This window comes from Nocardia sp. NPDC055002, assembly GCF_053608825.1.
In genome coordinates, this window is record NZ_JBSGWE010000010.1 from 185,878 (window position 1) to 202,477 (window position 16,600).

16 protein-coding genes are annotated in these 16,600 nt (G+C 69.2%); 14 read left to right on the forward strand and 2 right to left on the reverse strand.

The genetic code is table 11. The annotated features are described in order from the left end of the window. Positions 1-28: 28 nt before the first annotated feature. Positions 29-736 (reverse strand): Rieske (2Fe-2S) protein, encoded by a 708-nt coding sequence (locus ACWF99_RS30655; RefSeq protein WP_378639298.1) that lies wholly within the window; start codon positions 734-736, stop codon positions 29-31. Between the two features lie 101 nt (positions 737-837). Here ACWF99_RS30655 and ACWF99_RS30660 point away from each other — a divergent pair, with 101 nt between their 5' ends. The 10 genes from ACWF99_RS30660 to ACWF99_RS30705 all read left to right on the forward strand — a co-directional run bounded on the left by ACWF99_RS30660 (position 838) and on the right by ACWF99_RS30705 (position 11,372). Next, entirely contained in the window at positions 838-2,094 is a 1,257-nt protein-coding gene (locus ACWF99_RS30660; protein WP_452538080.1) for an ATP-grasp domain-containing protein, read from the forward strand. Beyond that, on the forward strand, positions 2,091-2,918 hold the full coding sequence (locus ACWF99_RS30665; protein ID WP_378663846.1) for a hypothetical protein: 828 nt from the start codon (positions 2,091-2,093) through the stop codon (positions 2,916-2,918). Before ACWF99_RS30660 ends, ACWF99_RS30665 begins: the two co-directional genes overlap by 4 nt. Then, positions 2,915-3,955, forward strand: coding sequence for a PLP-dependent cysteine synthase family protein (locus tag ACWF99_RS30670; protein ID WP_452538081.1), 1,041 nt, complete (start codon positions 2,915-2,917; stop codon positions 3,953-3,955). The genes ACWF99_RS30665 and ACWF99_RS30670 overlap by 4 nt, the downstream gene beginning before the upstream one ends. 34 nt (positions 3,956-3,989) lie before the next feature. After that, positions 3,990-5,294, forward strand: a complete 1,305-nt coding sequence (locus ACWF99_RS30675; protein WP_452538082.1) for an MFS transporter — start codon at positions 3,990-3,992, stop codon at positions 5,292-5,294. 5 nt (positions 5,295-5,299) lie between these two features. Further along, positions 5,300-6,247 carry a GHMP family kinase ATP-binding protein gene (locus tag ACWF99_RS30680; protein WP_452538083.1) on the forward strand — a complete coding sequence of 316 codons (948 nt, stop codon included), beginning with the start codon at positions 5,300-5,302 and terminating at the stop codon, positions 6,245-6,247. Continuing rightward, entirely contained in the window at positions 6,244-7,056 is an 813-nt protein-coding gene (locus ACWF99_RS30685; RefSeq protein WP_452538084.1) for an ABC transporter ATP-binding protein, read from the forward strand. The genes ACWF99_RS30680 and ACWF99_RS30685 overlap by 4 nt, the downstream gene beginning before the upstream one ends. Next, the gene (locus ACWF99_RS30690; protein ID WP_452538085.1) at positions 7,053-8,141 is read left to right on the forward strand and encodes a FecCD family ABC transporter permease; all 1,089 of its coding nucleotides are present in this window, start codon (positions 7,053-7,055) and stop codon (positions 8,139-8,141) included. The genes ACWF99_RS30685 and ACWF99_RS30690 overlap by 4 nt, the downstream gene beginning before the upstream one ends. 75 nt (positions 8,142-8,216) lie before the next feature. Then, positions 8,217-9,194 (forward strand): ABC transporter substrate-binding protein, encoded by a 978-nt coding sequence (locus ACWF99_RS30695; RefSeq protein ID WP_452538086.1) that lies wholly within the window; start codon positions 8,217-8,219, stop codon positions 9,192-9,194. Beyond that, positions 9,191-9,748 carry a GNAT family N-acetyltransferase gene (locus tag ACWF99_RS30700; RefSeq protein WP_452538087.1) on the forward strand — a complete coding sequence of 186 codons (558 nt, stop codon included), beginning with the start codon at positions 9,191-9,193 and terminating at the stop codon, positions 9,746-9,748. The genes ACWF99_RS30695 and ACWF99_RS30700 overlap by 4 nt, the downstream gene beginning before the upstream one ends. Before the next feature lie 88 nt (positions 9,749-9,836). Then, positions 9,837-11,372, forward strand: coding sequence for an AIM24 family protein (locus ACWF99_RS30705; RefSeq protein WP_452538088.1), 1,536 nt, complete (start codon positions 9,837-9,839; stop codon positions 11,370-11,372). A gap of 60 nt (positions 11,373-11,432) precedes the next feature. Here ACWF99_RS30705 and ACWF99_RS30710 read toward each other — a convergent pair whose 3' ends face one another. Continuing rightward, positions 11,433-12,725 carry a hypothetical protein gene (locus tag ACWF99_RS30710; protein WP_378639323.1) on the reverse strand — a complete coding sequence of 431 codons (1,293 nt, stop codon included), beginning with the start codon at positions 12,723-12,725 and terminating at the stop codon, positions 11,433-11,435. Between the two features lie 425 nt (positions 12,726-13,150). Here ACWF99_RS30710 and ACWF99_RS30715 point away from each other — a divergent pair, with 425 nt between their 5' ends. The 4 genes from ACWF99_RS30715 to ACWF99_RS30730 all read left to right on the forward strand — a co-directional run bounded on the left by ACWF99_RS30715 (position 13,151) and on the right by ACWF99_RS30730 (position 16,598). Beyond that, positions 13,151-13,711 carry a hypothetical protein gene (locus ACWF99_RS30715; protein WP_378639326.1) on the forward strand — a complete coding sequence of 187 codons (561 nt, stop codon included), beginning with the start codon at positions 13,151-13,153 and terminating at the stop codon, positions 13,709-13,711. A gap of 112 nt (positions 13,712-13,823) precedes the next feature. Beyond that, a complete protein-coding gene (locus tag ACWF99_RS30720; RefSeq protein WP_378639328.1) occupies positions 13,824-14,969 on the forward strand; it encodes an acyl-CoA dehydrogenase family protein in 1,146 nt (381 codons plus the stop codon). Between the two features lie 228 nt (positions 14,970-15,197). Next, positions 15,198-15,653: a DUF4254 domain-containing protein gene (locus ACWF99_RS30725; RefSeq protein WP_378663877.1), complete on the forward strand. Its 456-nt coding sequence runs from the start codon at positions 15,198-15,200 to the stop codon at positions 15,651-15,653. Positions 15,654-15,767: 114 nt separating this feature from the next. Then, entirely contained in the window at positions 15,768-16,598 is an 831-nt protein-coding gene (locus ACWF99_RS30730) for a metallophosphoesterase (RefSeq protein WP_452538089.1), read from the forward strand. Positions 16,599-16,600: the final 2 nt, after the last annotated feature.

Genomic DNA, 16,600 nt, shown 5'->3' on the forward strand with positions numbered 1-16,600 from the left:
GGTAACGAGATTCCGCGGGGGCCGCGATCTACTTGGCGGGAGCCACGAAAGGCTGGTTGATCGTGGCGAGGTACTGGACTACCGCCCCGACCGCCACCGGCGCGGTCACCAGAATCTGCCCGGCCACCGTACCGAGGGCACCGATCGCGAGGACACCACCGAGACAGCCCACCGCGGCGGCCGGGATGAACGGGCCGAACATCCCGACGATCGTGGCCGCGGCGACCGTTGCCCCGGCGATGCCGCCGAGCACACAACCCACCGCGGCGCCCCCGAGGCCGCCGACGAGGGTACCGATGCTGGCGCCCATCCCGATGGTGCTGGTCATCCGCGACCAGGCGGCCTGCTCCCGGTCGTATTCGGACTTCCACGGCGCCTTGTCCTCGAACGGCAGGGCGATCGGGCGGTAGACGGCCTCGGCCATCGTCAGCTCGGGGGTGAGAGTGGCCGCGCGGCCGTCGATGCGGGCCGTGATGGGGAACAGGAAGTCATCGACGGCGAACGTGAGTGGCGTCGCGGCGACCAGCGTGCCCGCGGTATCGCGTATCTCGAACACACCGTTGTTCACCGTCAGCGACCCACGGTCGATCTCGATGATCGACGCGTGGTCGGTGGCGTGCGCGGTGAAGGAGACCGGCTGGTCGACAGCGCCGGGCTGCGCCTGCGCAGTCCCCGCCGAGACAGTCAGCGCGGCGATCGACAGCGCAAGGGGCACAACGAATTTACTCGAGAACACAGGTGTTTCCTCATCGGATTCCAGTCGAGCGAAGTGCTCGACTATCGCAATCCTAACGAAAATGGTTATCATTAGCATCTTGCTCGAGGGTTGGAGGACATGTGGGACACCTGTTGATGGTGGAGAGCTGGGTCGGTTCGATGAGCACCCTGCTCCCGGCGGGAATCAAGGACAGTGGCCACGAATTCAGCTTTCTGACCCGGGATCTCGGGCATTACCTGCGGGCGGGAACACCCCTGCCGCACCCCCTGCTCGGGGCGGCCAACGTGTTCACCGCCGAGACCAACGACGAGTCGGCACTGCTGCCCCACGTGCGAAAACTGCAGGCGGCATTCGGTTTCGACGGTGTGCTCACCTCGTGCGACTACTACCTGCCGACCGTCGCCGCGATCGCCGCTGACCTCGGCTTGCCCGGGCCCGGCCGGACCGCGGTGGCCGACGCCTGCGACAAGCACCGGACCAGGCTGATCTGCCGTGCCGCCGGTGTCGCCGGTCCCGCCTTCGCGGTCGCGCGGGAATGGGATGAGATCGTGCGCGCCGCAGCCGAACTCGGCTATCCACTGGTGGTCAAGCCGGTCGACCTCTGCGGCGGGATGTTCGTGCGCCGGGTCTGCGACGAGGCCGAGTTGCGCGTCGCGGTGGACGCCATCGCCGGATTCCCGATCAACGCCCGAGGACAGCACCGCTCACCGAGCATCCTGCTCGAAGAGTGTGTGGACGGGCCGGAATTCAGCGTGGAAACCGTCACCGTCGCCGGGCAGACGACGGTGATCGGAGTGACCGACAAACGGATCACCGGCGCCCCCGCCTTCATCGAGTCGGGCCACATGTTCCCCGCGGCCCTCGAGCCCGGCGATACCACCGCGGTGGCCGAGCTGGCAGTCGCGGCGATCACCGCGCTCGGGCTCGACGCGACCGTCGCCCACACCGAGATCAAACTCGGCGCGCAAGGCCCCCGCCTGATCGAGGTGAACCCCCGCCCCGCCGGGAATCGCATCACCGAACTGGTGCGACGGGTCACCGGAATCGACCTCACAGCCGTGCACGCCGACGCTGTCGCGGGTGGCAAGCCCGACGTCACACCCCGGGAGACCGGTATCGCCAGCGCGGCCGTCGCATTCGCGGTTCCGACGGATACCGGCCTGCTGACCACGGTGGACGGAGCACAGAACTGGGCGGCGGACCCCAGAATCGTGGAGCGGAAACTGGCGGCCCCCGGCACCGAGGTGCGTCCCGCGACCGACAACAACACCTATCTCGGTCACGTCATGGTGGTGGACGACACGCACCGCACCACCGGCGATCTCGCACAGCGGTTGATCGCCGATCTCCGTTTCGAACTCGACGGTGCGCGATGATCGAGTCCGCCGTGCGCCCCGACTCCGTCGCCGAACTCATCACGTGGGCGCGCCGGGGCAGGCTCGGACCCGAACCGGCAACCCTGCACGCGTCCACGGCATTTCGCACCGCCTACGGCACCCGGCACGCGGGCCGCTCTCGCGGATACCGCAACGAGGTGCTGAGCCTGCGGGTCGGCGCGGCGGTGGGCTCGTGCGGTCTCGAACCCGGCACTGCCACCGACGATCTGGTCGACAGCTGTGTCGCGGCGACGATCGACGAGCTGCTCGAGCATCCCGTACCCGCGGTCCGCATCGCCGCGCTCGATGCCTATCTGATGCACGTGCGTCCGCATCCACACGCGGGCGGCGTGCGGGGCGAGCAGGTGGTGATCGAGGGGCCGACCTCGCTCACGAAGTCACGCCGCCGGGCGAGCACCGTCGTCGACCTGCTGCCCGCCGGGGTGTCGCGGGTGCTGGTGGTGGGCGTTGTCGGTTCGCTGCTCGCCGAATTGCGGGCGCGTGCCATCTCGTATCTACCGTGCGACCTCGCCGGTGGCGTCACCGAATGGGGTGAGCCGGTCTTCGAATCGGTCGCCGACGCTCCGTCGGACTACGACGCGCTGCTGGTCACCGGAATGTCGCTGGGCAACGAGACATTCGACGAATTCCGGGCCGTGGCGAACCGGCGCGGCCTGCCGCTGGTCCTGTTCGCCCAGACCGGCAGCGCGGTGCTGCCCTGGTTCCTCGGCGCGGGCGTGCACGCGGTCTCGGCCGAGCCCTACCCGTTCTTCTCCCTCGACGGCGGGCCGAGCGCCGTCGTCACCTATCGAGAGCTGTCATGACGTCCCCACAACCCGCGCTTCTGCAATTGATCGGCGGCACGCCCGCCGTGCCCATTCCGTCCGGAAACAGCTGGTACACAGCGAAGCTCGAGGCAGCGAGCGTGGCGGGCATGAAAGCCCGTGCGGCAGTGTCGATGTTGCGCGCCGCTGCGGCGAGAGGCGAGCTCGCGCCGGGCGCGACGATCATCGAATCCACCAGCGGCACTCTGGGACTCGGCCTGGCGCTGGCGGGCAAGGCACTGGGCCATCCGGTGCTGCTGGTGGTCGACGACGAGCTGGAACCCGATCTCCGCGCGTTGTTCTCGGCGTTTCAGATCCCGCTCGACGTGGTCACCGCACCGCACCCCACCGGTGGCTGGCAGCAGGCCCGGCTGGATCGGCTGGCCGCGTTGCTCGCCGCCACACCGGGCGCGTACTGGCCCGACCAGTACGACAACCCCGACAACGCGGGCGGCTATCAGGCGATGGGCGAGGAAATCCTCGCCCAGGTCGACGGCGTCGACGTGCTGGTCGCCTCGATCGGTTCCGGCGGGCACTGCGCCGGGCTCGCCCGGGTCCTGCGCACACGGTGGCCCCGGCTGCGGGTGATCGGGGTCGACGCCGTCGGCTCCCGGATCTTCGGCCAACCAGATCGCCGCCGGCTCATGCGCGGTCTCGGCAGCAGCATCCTGCCCCGCAATGTCGCCTACGCCGACTTCGACGAGGTGCACTGGGTCGACGCCGCCGAGGCGGTCGCGTCGTGTCGCCGGGTCGCGGCGGCCACCGGCATCGCGGGCGGCTGGAGCACCGGCGCCGCCGCCCTGGTCGCGGGTTGGGTCGCCGAGCGCGAACCCGACGCCCGCGTGCTGACCGTGTTCCCCGACGGGCCACACCGCTACCTGGGCACCATCTACAACGACGACTGGTGCCGAACCAACGGCCTTTTCCGCGCGCCCGCCCTCGAACCCACCACGATCGCCACCCCGGACAGCGCCGAGGTGCTCGGCTGGGGCCGATGTTCGATCGTCCGCGACCCTGCCGCCGAGGTGAGCGCGTGAGCACCGCAACGGCTTTCCGGCCCGGAACCGGCAGATGAACGGCATCGACACCTTCCGCGCGCTACCGGGGGCCGTACGGCTACTGCTCGTGAATCATCTTGTGGGCCATATCGGTTTCTACCTCCTCGTACCGTTTCTGGCCGACTACCTCCTCGACGACCTCGCGCTGTCGGCGGCCGTGGTCGGAATCGTGCTCGGGGTGCGCAATCTCAGCCAGCAGGGTCTGTTCCTCGTCGGCGGCTCGGCGGCCGACCGGCTCGGCGCACGCGGCGTGATCATGGTCGGCCTGGCGATCAGGGCACTCGGCTTCGCGCTGTTCGCCGTCGGTGGTTCGCTGCCGGTGGTGCTGGCGGCCTCGGTGCTCACCGGTTTCGCGGGGGCACTGTTCAATCCGGCGGTCCGCGCGTTCATCGCCAGGGACAGCGGTGCGCATTCGGCGCAGGCCTTCGCGCTGTTCAACGTCTTCGGCAATGCGGGCTCCGCGATCGGACCGGTACTCGGCACCGTGTTGATAGCGGCGGGATTCCGGATATCGGCCCTGGTCGCGGCCGCGATCTTCGCGGTGCTGGCCGTGGTGCAATGGCTACTGGTGCCCGCGCGACCGGTGCCCGCGCACGAGGGTGGGATCGGTGCCGACTTCGCGACGGTGTTCACCGATCACCGATTCTGGGCGTTCACCATCGCGCTGATGCCGATGTTCGCCTTGCAGAGCCAGATCTACTTCCTGTTCACCCTCCAAGCGCAGGACAGTGCTGGGCCCGGTCACGGTCCGGCGGCGGTGGCGGCGCTGTTCGTGGTCGAGACGATCGCCGTGGTGGCGCTCCAGGTTCGGGTCACCACGGTGCTGGCGCGCAGACCACAGCGCGGGCCCGCGATGGCGCTCGGGATGGCTGTCATGGGCACCGCGTTCCTGCTGCCTCCCGCCATCGCGGGGGTTGTGCCGGTCGAGGGAAACAGCGTGGCGGGCACAGCGATCCGGATTGCCCCGGTGGTCGCGGCCGCGGTGCTGCTCGCGATCGGCGTGACCGCGGTGCAACCCTTCGTCAACGAGGCGATCGGCCGATTCGCCGGAACTCGGCTGACCGGAACCTATTTCGGCGCGTTCTATCTGGCGTCCGGCCTCTTCACGGTCGTCGCCACCTCGATCACCGGCGCGGTCCTCGACCACACCGGCGGCCCCCTGAGCTGGCCGCCCTCGCTGCTGTGCGCCGCGGCCGGATTGCTGTCGGCCCTCGCGCTGCTGCGGCTACACCGCCGGAACCTGCTGCCCGGCCCCGCAGCGCTCCGGCCCGAACCCGCACCGGTCACCGACGACCACACCCCCAGCGAAAGGCGATGACTCCGATGACCATTGACCTCGCCACGCCGGGAATCGGTGTCGGCCGCGCCTACGGAAGCTGCGGCGAATTGCTGCAGGGCGTCACCGAACAGAATCGGCATTTCCTGGTCACGCTCCCCATTCGGCGCGGCACGGTGGCCGTCTTCGAGCCGGGCGGCGACCGCATAGACGTGGTGCCCGAGGGCAAGTCGAAGGCGGCGCGACTCGCGAGCGGGATGGTCGGCAGATCGAGTGTGCTGCGCGGCGGGCGACTCACCCTGCACAGCGAACTTCCCGAAGGCAAGGGGCTGGCCAGCTCCACCGCCGACCTCGTCGCCACCGCCCGCGCGGTCGCCGACGCCGAGGGCCGCTCGGTGCCCGTCGCGGAACTCGAAGCCGACCTGCGCGCCATCGAACCGTCCGACGGCGTCATGTACCCGGGCACCGTCGCCTATTTCCATCGCGAGGTGCGGTTACTCGCCCGCCTCGGCACCCTCCCGGCACTGACGATCGTCACCGGCGACGAGGGCGGGTCGGTCGACACCGTCGAATTCAACCGGGGCGAACCCGGTTTCAGCGCCGCCGACAAGCGCGAATTCGACAGGCTGCTCGGCGAACTCGGCCCGGCGATCACCCACGGTGACATCGCCGCGATCGGCGCGGTGTCCACCCGCAGCGCCGTACTGAGCGCCGCATCGCGTGAGCGTCCGCATCTGGACGCGACCATCCGGGCAGCGCGCGCCATCGGCGCGGCCGGAGTCGTCGTCGCCCACAGCGGCACGACCACCGGAATCCTGCTCGCCGACAACGATCCACGTCTGCGCGAGCAAGTCCTCGCCGCGCACGAGATCTGCGCCGCCTTCGCCTGCTCGGTGGCGGTGCATCACTCGTGGCGACCCGGCGTACAGCGCGCTCCCACCGTCGATCACCCACACCTGATGACGATTCCCCGAACAGAGAGCTCTCCGCGATGATCACCGTCGACCAGATCCGCTTCACCTACGACGGCCGAATCACCCTCGACGACATCAGCTTCCGGGTCGAACCCGGCAGCACGCTCGGACTGATCGGCCCCAACGGTTCGGGCAAGTCCACGCTGCTGCGGCTGATGTATCGGGCGCTGCGCCCGGCCGGCGGATCCGTTGTCATCGACACGGTGCCGGTGGAGCGGCTGCGCGGGCGCGAGCTCGCGAGTCGCCTCGCCGTCGTCGCACAGGAAGCGCCGCCGGATACGCCGGTCACCGTGGCCGAGACCGTGCTGCTCGGCAGGTCGCCGTGGGTCGGCGCGTTCCAGGGGTATTCGCGCGCCGACCGGATCGCCGCCGCGGCCGCGCTCGAACACGTGGGGGCGCGGGCGCTGGCCGACCGCCGTTTCGCGACGCTCTCCGGCGGCGAACGCCAGCGCGTCCTGATCGCCAGAGCACTCGCCCAGCAGGCCGACCACCTGCTCCTCGACGAACCGACCAACCACCTCGACATCCGCTACCAGCACGAATTGCTCACCCTGGTCCGCGATCTCACCACGACCACCACGATCGTGGTGCTGCACGAGCTGAACCTGGCCGCCCGCTACTGCGACCGCCTCGTCCTGCTCGACCAGGGGCGCGTCGCCGCCGCAGGCACTGTCGCCGAGGTCCTGACCCCGCGGATCCTCGAACCCGTCTACAAGATCCCCGTCCGCCGAACGTCGGCCTTCGGCGCTGTCCAGCTCCTCTTCGGCCCGGCTACCGAACCGCCCGCCACAACATCTCCGTCCGAGACCCGAGAGGCGGCCACGACATGACCGCGACCCCGGTGGCCGATCCGGCCATCGACGACCTCGACCACGCCCGCCACCGCGGCCGCGCACTGCTGCTGACGACCGCGCTGACCATCGCGCTCGCCTGCACGCTGGTGGTCGCGGCCGGGCTCGGGCCGGTCGCCGTCCCGCCGGGCACCGTGGCGCGGATCATCGGCCACCATGTCTTCGGTCACCGGGCATCCGTCGATTGGAGCGCCGCCCAGGACTCCATCGTCTGGCTGGTGCGGGTACCGCGCGTGCTGCTCGGCGCACTAGTGGGCGCCGCCCTGGCGATCACCGGCGCCGTTTTGCAGACCATCGTGCGCAACGTGCTCGCCGACCCCCACATCCTCGGCGTCACCTCGGGCGCGTCGACCGGCGCCGCGGTGTATCTGTTGTTCGGGGTCGCCGCGGCGACCACAGCCACCGCCCTCGCGGCGAGCGCGTTCATCGGCGCGCTGATCGCCACCGCGCTGCTGTTCGTGATCTCGCGGATCAACGGCCGGCTCACCTCGCTGCGGCTGCTGCTCGGCGGGGTCACCATCGGCTACATCTTCTCGGCCGCGACCAGCTTCCTGATCTTCGCCTCCGACCGGCCCGAAGGCGCGCGCACCGTGCTGTTCTGGCTGCTCGGCTCGCTCGCGCCTGCCGCCTGGTCCTCGGTGGCGACCACCGTCGCCGTGGTCGCGGTGGCACTGGTCGCGGTGCTGTTGATGGCACCCCGGCTGGACGCACTGGCCGCCGGTGACGACACCGCGCGCACGCTCGGCATCGCACCGAACCGAATTCGGCTGTGGGCGTTGCTGATCGTCGCACTCGCGGTCGGCGCGGTGGTCGCCGTCGCCGGGGCGATCGGCTTCGTCGGGCTGATCGTGCCGCACGTGGCCCGGCTGTGTACCGGTGGCACACACCGGAACCTACTGGTGGTCAGTGCACTGATCGGCGCGCTCTTCCTGGTGATCGCGGATGTGGCCGCGCGCACCGTCTTCGCACCACGCGAACTGCCGATCGGCATCGTCACCGCCGCGGTCGGCGCCCCGCTGCTACTCGTCCTGATCCGCCGCTTCCGTGCGACCGGCGAGTCCTGAATCCCGCACTCCACCCCTGTGCCCCGGTCACAACGACCGGCCGATCCCCGCCACCGATTGATGAGGACCCACACCGTGTTCACCCGTGTCATCTCCGCCCGCCGCTCCGCCGTTCCCGTACTCGCCCTACTCACCAGTGCGATCGTTACTGGTTGCGGCACAACAGCTCCCGCCACCGCACCCTCGGCAAGCGGTTTCCCGCTGACGATCTCGAGCTGCGGTCGCGACGTCACCTTTTCCTCGCCCCCACAGCGCGTCGTCACGGTCGGTTCCATCGCCGCACCGCTGATCGCCGCCGCGGGCGCCGCGGACCGCATCGTCACCCGCACCTTCGAAGCCGCTGCCTTCCCCGGCCAGTACGGCGAGGCATTGCAGGGCATCGAAATCACCGCGCCCACCGCCGAACTCGCCCGCGAGGAGATCATCAGCCGGTCCCCCGACCTGGTCGTGAGCGTCGAAGGACTCTCGGTGACCCCCGACGACCTCGCCCAGGTGAACATCCCGCTGATCGTGACCCGCGGCTACTGCCGCGACGCGGCGGGCACCTTCGACGACGTCTTCGCCGACATCACCCTCTACGGAAAGCTCTTCGGCACCGAGAACGCGGCCGACGCCGAAGTCACCACACTGAAGCGGCGAGTACAGGCGGTGACCGAACGGCACAGTGGCACACCGACTCCCCGTCCCGCCGCCGCGCTGATCCTGTCGCGCGACGGCGCCCAGCTCAAGGCCTACGGCGCCAAGAGCACCGTCCACGAACAGCTGAAGATCCTCGGTCTCGGCAATATCTACGGCCAGATCGACAAGCGCAACTTCGAAGCCAACACCGAAACACTCATCGCCGCCGACCCCGAAGTGATCATCCTGCTCACCCAGGGCGACCAGACACCCGACTCGGTGCGCACCGCCCTGCGCCAACGTCCCGAACTGGCCGGGCTGCGCGCGATCCGCGAGAACCGGATCATCGTGGCGCCCTTCGGTTACACCGGCCCGGGGCCGGTAGCCGTCGAGGGTCTGGAAGTTCTCGACCGCGAACTGGCGCAGCTGCGATGACCGCCACCACCACCGGCTACCTCGTCCGTGAGGCAGGCACCGCGGATCTCGCGGGCGCGCGCAGCGTCATGCTCGACACCTTCTACCAGGTGTTCGGCATCGGCTATCTGCCCGAATACCACCAGGATGTGATCGACCCGGACACCGCGTATCTGCGGCATCCGCGCCACCGGCTGTGGGTCGCCGAGCACGAGGGCGTCATCGTCGGTACTACCGCGATCCGGGCGCAGGGGCCCGCGCATCCCCCACATCCGGCCGAGCTCACGCGCCGATACCCCGACGAGACCACCGCGCAGCTGTTCCGGGTCTATGTGCGGCCCGAGCACCATCGACACGGACTGGCCACCCGGCTGGTCGCCGCGGCGGTCGCGCACGTACGCGCCACCCCGGCTTTCGAGCGGCTGTACCTGCACACCGACGCCCGGACACCCGGTGCGCTCGAATTCTGGCTGACCTTCGGCCACATCGTGTACGACGCCCGAGGACCACACGACGGCTTCCAGACGGTGCACCTGGAAATTCCGCTGGATCGCGGCGGTGAACAGCCGGGCTGACGGGTCGTCGCTGGCGCGGTGACGGCATACACGGCACTATCGAACGCGTGGAACACTTGCGAATCGCGCGACGTTCGGGTGCTGTGTCGTGACCGCGCTGGCTCCCGGCGAGAACCGGCCCGCGCCCGGTGATCAACTGACCGTCACGGTCGCGAGTTCGGCGTCGGTCGACGTGTCGGCCCTGCTGGTGAACGCGGCGGGCAAGGTGCGCTCCGACGCCGACTTCGTCTTCTTCAATCAGCCGACCGGGCCGGGCGTGGTGTACCGGCACGGCAACGGCGGACCCGACGTGGTGGGCGTGCAGACCTCGGCATTGCCCGCCGATGTGGACAAGGTGGTGGTCACCGCGAGCCTCGACGGCCGTGGACCCGCGACGTTCGCCGCCGTCGGCACCTTGACCACCACCATCGAATCCGGCTCCACCGCACTGACTTTCCCGATCCCCGGACTCACCACCGAAAGCGGTGTGGTGTGCGTGGAGATCTATCGCCGCAACGACGCGTGGAAGGTCCGCGCGATCGGCCAGGGGTACGACGACGGGCTCGCGGGTATCGCATCGGCCTACGGAGTGAACCTCGACGACGACCCCGCACCCGCTGCGGCACAGGGCAATTCCGGTGCCGTGGCGGGCACTGCCGGCGACTCCCGAGGTGCACCCGGCCCAGGTCACCCGCCGCCGCCCCCTCCCGGTTCCCACGCCCCGATGCCACCCGGCCGATTCGCGCCGCCCCCTGTTCCCGGTCAGCCGGGGACGCCATCCGGCTACCCGGCCGCACCCCCGCCGGGCGCACCTGCCTACCCAGCAGCGCCCCCACCGCCCTACCCGCCACCCGCCTACGGACAACCCGGCGGACCCGCTCAACAGCCGACGTATGCATCTCAGCAAGGAGCCCAGCCCGTGCACAGCGACCTGTTCGACCCCTCGCATGCCGAGGTCAACGGCCTCGGTATCCAGAAGCAGGGCGGCAAGATGGTGAAGGTCGGCATGAACGGGGAGGTGATGGCGCGGTCCGGGTCCATGGTGGCCTACCAGGGTGACCTGAAGTTCGAGGCGCTCGGTTCCGGCGGCATCGGCCGCGCCATCCGCCAGCACCTCACCGGCGAAGGCGTGCCGCTGATGAAGGTGACCGGCCGCGGCGACCTGTTCCTGGCCAACAGCGCCGCCGACGTGCACATCATCGACCTCGACGGCACCGACGGACTCACCATCAACGGCGCCAACGTGCTCGCCTTCGACTCCACGCTGCGCTACGACATCGGCCGCGTCCAGGGCGCCGCGGGCTACGCCTCCAACGCGGGCCTGTTCAACTGCGTCTTCACCGGCCGCGGCCGCATCGCCATCACCACCCACGGCACCCCGGTCGTCCTCACCGTCGACCAGGCCACCTACGCCGACCCCAACGCCGCCGTAGCGTGGTCGTCGAGCCTGCAGACCGGCATCAAGCGCAACGACTCCTTCGGCCTCGGTCGCCTGATGGGCCGCAGCACCGGCGAAGCGAGCACCCTCGCCTTCTCCGGCCGCGGCTTCGTCATCGTCCAGCCCTCCGAACTTCCCCCGGGCGGCCTCATCGGCGGCACCGGCGGCGGCCAGCAAGCGGGCACCGGCGGCAGCATCTTCGGCTGACCCGAACACGGAAAAGGCCGATACCCGCGCAGTCGCGGGTATCGGCCTTTGTCCTTCCTGCTAGTTCGCGCGCTCCTTGCGGGCCTGGCGGCGGGCCTCACGCATGTCGTTGAGTTCCTGTTCCAGGCTCTCCGCGATGCGGAACTGGCCGGTGTCGTAGATGCTGGTCGGCTCGATCGCCTCGTAGCCGAAATTGGCTTCGGCGAACGCCTTTTCGACCCGGGCCTCGATATCGGAGATGGCGCTCTTGCGGGCGGCGGGAACCGAATCGGTGGCCGGCTCCGGCTTGACCGGCTCCTTGGCGGGCTCCGGTGCCACTACGGGCGCGGGAGCGGACTTCTTCGCGGTGGCCTTGTCCGCGGAGGACGGCTTGCCGATGCCGAAGCGCTTGCGCTTCTCCGGCGAGCGGCCGTTGCCGTTGGTGACCGGCTCGGGGGGAGTCCAGGCGGGTTCGCGGGTGATCGGCGTGGTCGCGGCCGTTTCGGTGGCAGCGATCGCCTCGGCGCGCGCCGCGCCCGTCATCGGCGGGGTGTAGGTGAGGCGGATACCCTCGGAGGCCTGGCGGCCGAGGATGTTGTCGGCGGGGTCGGGCAGGTCCCTGACCTGGCTGGTCGCGCGAGTGATGGCCAAGCCGTACCGGGCGCTGACCGCGTCGTGGATCAGTAGCGCGACACCGATCATCACCGGCGCGACCGCGTGCACGGCAACGTCGTACCAGCGCCCTTCCCGCACGTAGGGATAGGTGTTGAGGGTGACGGTGAGCCCCAGCAGCGCGAGCTCGGCGAGCGCGACCTGGCGGCGGTTGTCGATCACGCCCCACTCGGCGACCTTGTTCGTGCCGACCATGATGATGATCAGACACACGCTGATCATCGCTTCGAGCAGGTAGCTGAACCAGAACAGCGGATCGCTCGGCCCACCGGGCGCGATGTTCTGCTGCACGTTCACCGCGGACCACAGCATGCCCGCGCCGACCACGCCGGCCAGTGCCTTCAGCGACCACGACCGGTGCCGGTACAGCGAAGCGAGCTTCGCGTGCGGGCTCGATTCGCGACGCTGGGACGCCATCGCCTTCCTGGCGAGCAGCAGATCTCGCATGTCGGCCTTCTCGATCGCTTCGGTGGTCTGTCGGCTGCGGTCCGATGCGGACGCCATCGCCTGGGTGTGCTTCCAGCGCTGTTCGCGATCCTGTTCACGGATGCGTTCGGCGAGTTCGCGTTCGGCGCGCAGCTCGTCTTCGGAGAGCGCGTCGGTGAGGGCCGGATCGAATTGGTAAGCGAGACGCCCGCGGGCACGTTCGACTCGCTGGGCGAGCTGGCTGACGTCGTCCTCGAGACCGGATTCGATCGTCATGCCAGACCACCGCCCCGGGCGCGCGAAGGCAGGCAGGTGACCACAGGTGTGAACGGCACAGGCCATTCTTAGTCGATATACCCTCGAGCGCGAAACCGATGCTCCTACACGGCTCCCCGAACACGGCGCGCCGCGCGCGACACGCCCAACAATTTCGGTCGGACACTCGATCAGCGAAGATAATCCCCCGCCGCCGCCCGGGCCCGAGTTTCCGGCAGTTCGGTGCCCGACCGTTGCCGAACACCGCTCGCGGACAACCCGACCGGGCCGCTGTGGCGCACTGTTCGCACGCCGCCCTACCGCGTAGCCGAGCGGTGCGAGTGAAACTCCGTTTCGCCCGGCGGCGCTTGCCGTGGACACCTAGGGTTGGTTCGGGGGTGCCGGGGGGTCGCACACGCCCGTGAGATCTACTTCGGAGTGACGAATTGACCGAGCACACAAGCGAACTCGACCAGGCGATCGCCGAACGACTCGAACCGTGGACCGCCCGGCTCGGCGCCGACCGCAAGGCCTATTTCCATCATGTGCTGCGGGTATTGCGCTCAGCCGATCTCCTGTTCGCCCGCAGCGGCGAGCCGGGGCCGCCGCCGAGTTCGCGCGAGGAGTTCCGCACCGCGGCGACCTTCCACGATCTCGGCATCTGGGCAGCGTGCACCTTCGACTATCTCGAACCGTCGTGCGCGCTGGCGGGCGACTGGCTGATCACGCACGACCGGGAGGACATCGCTGAGCTCGTCACCGAGATGATCCGCGACCACCACCGTGTGCGCCCGGCCGGGGGCGCGACCGATCCGGTGGAGCTGTTCCGGCGAGCCGATCTGATCGATGTGACGTTCGGCGCGCGGCGCTACGGACTGCCCTACGCGGCCTACTCCGCGCTGATGCGCCGGTACCCCGACAGCGGCTTCCACCTCAAGCTGGTGGAGCTGACGGTCCGGCGCGCGCTCATCCATCCATTCTCACCGTTACCCATGATGCGCTGGTGAGAGGCCATTTCGGCAGCACTATTGTCACGACGCCAATACTGCGGCACACTGGTGTCCGTAACCACCGGTCACGCCTGGGCCGGTGCTGTGCCGAGCCGAACAAGGAGACTCGATGGCCGCCAATCGGTCCAGCTGGATGAACGAGGACCTGGACGCCCTGCGTGACATGACCCGTGCGTTCATGGCCAAGGAACTTGTCCCCAACATCGACAAGTACCGCGAGCAGCACCACGTCGACCGCGACCTGTGGAACAAGGCGGGCGAAGTCGGCCTGCTGTGCATCTCGATCCCCGAGGAGTACGGCGGCGGTGGCGGCACCTTCGCGCACGAGGCCGTGCTCATGGAGGAGCAGGCCCGCGCGGTCGACACCTCGTGGGGCGTCAGCCTGCACAACGGCATCGTGGCCCACTACGTGCTCGCCTACGGCACCGAGGAGCAGAAGAAGCACTGGCTGCCCAAGATGGCCAGCGGCGAGGTCGTCGGCGCCATCGCGATGACCGAACCCGGTACCGGCTCCGACCTGCAGGCCGTCAAGGCCAAGGCGATCCGTGACGGTGACGAGTACGTCATCAACGGCTCCAAGACCTTCATCACCAACGGCGCACAGGCCGACCTGATCATCCTGGTCGCCAAGACCGACCCCACCCAGGGCGCCTCCGGCGTCTCGCTGGTCCTGGTCGAGGCCGATCGCGAAGGGTTCCGTCGCGGTCGCGTGCTCGACAAGATCGGCCAGAAGGGCCAGGACACCTCCGAGCTGTTCTTCGAGGACGTGCGCGTCCCGGTGACCAACCTGCTCGGTACCCAGGAGGGTCAGGGCTTCATCCAGCTGATGCAGCAGCTGCCCCAGGAGCGCCTGATCGTATCGATGGGCGCGGTCGCGGGCATGGAGGTCGCCCTCGACCACACGCTGCGCTACACCAAGGAGCGCGAGGCGTTCGGCCGTCCGGTGTTCGGTTTCCAGAACACCAAGTTCAAGCTGGCCGAGGTCGCCACGGAGGCCCGCATCGCGCGCGTGTTCATCGACGACTGCGTCGAGAAGCACATCCGCGGCGAACTCGACATCCCCACCGTCGCCATGGCGAAGTGGTGGACCACCGACAAGGCGATGCAGATCGCCGACACCTGTCTGCAGCTGTTCGGCGGCTACGGGTACATGAACGAGTACCCGATCGCCCGCATGTGGGTCGACAACCGCGTCCAGCTGATCTACGCGGGCACCAACGAGATCATGAAGGAGATCATCGCCCGGAGCCTGTGATACTCCAGCTCGATCGGTGATCCCGACCGGCCGTGAACACCTGTTCACGGCCGGTTTTCGCTGTTGGGGGGTCATTTCGTGACCTATCCGTCGTCCCCGCCGAGACGAATGTCCTTCGACAAGCGGTACAAAACCGACGACGGGGACGGTGCGGCAACAGTGGACACGGACGGCAGCGGTTCGACGGGACGACCCGGACCGGAACCGGTACTGCCGGACCGAGCACAGATGATGCAGGCGGTCTGCGGGGTCGCCGGTGCCAGTGACCCCGTCCTCTCCGCCGCGCACGAGCTGGCCACGCTGCACGAACGCCGCGAACAGCAGATTCCCGGCGATACCAGCGAGATCGATTGGGCGCGTGCGCGTCTGGTCTGCGAGATCGACCGCTGGGTCGTGATCCGCTCACCCACTCCGGCGACCTCGGCGCCGATGCACACCGAGAGCATCGGCGCCGTCGTGGACCGCATGGCCCATTTCGCCGCGCTCACCTACCGCGCGCTGGCCTGCGGCGCCGAGGCCCAACTGCGCGCCGCGCAATTACGCCTGCACGAATTGGCTTGTGGTTACGACGATCTCATCGCCGAGGTAGCCAGTGGGGCGCGGCGGCTACCCGACGGACTCGACAGCGACCCACCGCACAGCGATGGGACACAGCAGCTCCGGAAGAAGCCACGCAACGACTAGCGGCGGCGTCCTCGCTTTCCGGTCGCTACCTGGGCGATCAATGTCCACATCACCGCCCACGGGTGTTCAGGCGGGCGCCGTACCGTCAGCCGGAGACGGCGAACGGAGCCCGGCATGCTCGATCCGCGACTGCACACCGCGTGGCTGGTCAACGCCGCCTCGGGGGCGGCGGCGGCAACCGTGCGCGCGCCGATGGCACGGCCGTACTCGTGGAACGGCGTGCGTGATCGGCTCGTCGTCACCGATCTCGAGGTCGTCACGGTCACTCACGACACCGCGATCCTCACGTGGTCGACCCATCGACGTGATCGCGCGGGACAGCTGCACCCGGCCGCGGCCGACACCGAAGTGCTGCTCGCGCCCGCCGACAGCTCGGCCGCACCGGTGACCCGCTACCTCGACGGCCGTCGCACCGCGCACCACTACGCGCAAGTACGTGGCCTCGAGCCGGGCCGCCGATATCGCTTCCGGGCCTGCTCCGACGGCGAAACCGCTGTTCCCGGCCGCACCTGGGTGACTCGGCGCCCTGGAACTCCGGAGGTCACGGGCGTTTTCCTGACCGCGCCGCCACCGCCGGGCCGACTGCTGCGCACGATCGCCCTCGCCAACGACCTGCACTGGGGCGAGGACCGCAGCGGCTTGATCGTCGCCGGGCTGCCGCCGGGGCTGCGCCACGACGACGGCCACTACCCGCAGGTGATGACCGAGGCACTGCTGCACGACATCCGCCGACCCGATCGCGCGGTAGATCATCTGGTGGTCGCGGGCGATCTCACCGATTGTGGCACCGCCGAACAGTCCGCGGGCATCGCGACGCGTCTGGACGCCTGGGGCAAGGCGGGCAGCGATCACTTCGTCTGCCGTGGCAATCACGACGTTGCGCGCGGCGCGAATGATCACTGGGGCACGGTGTTTCAGCCGTTCGGTCAACTCACCCTGCCATGAGC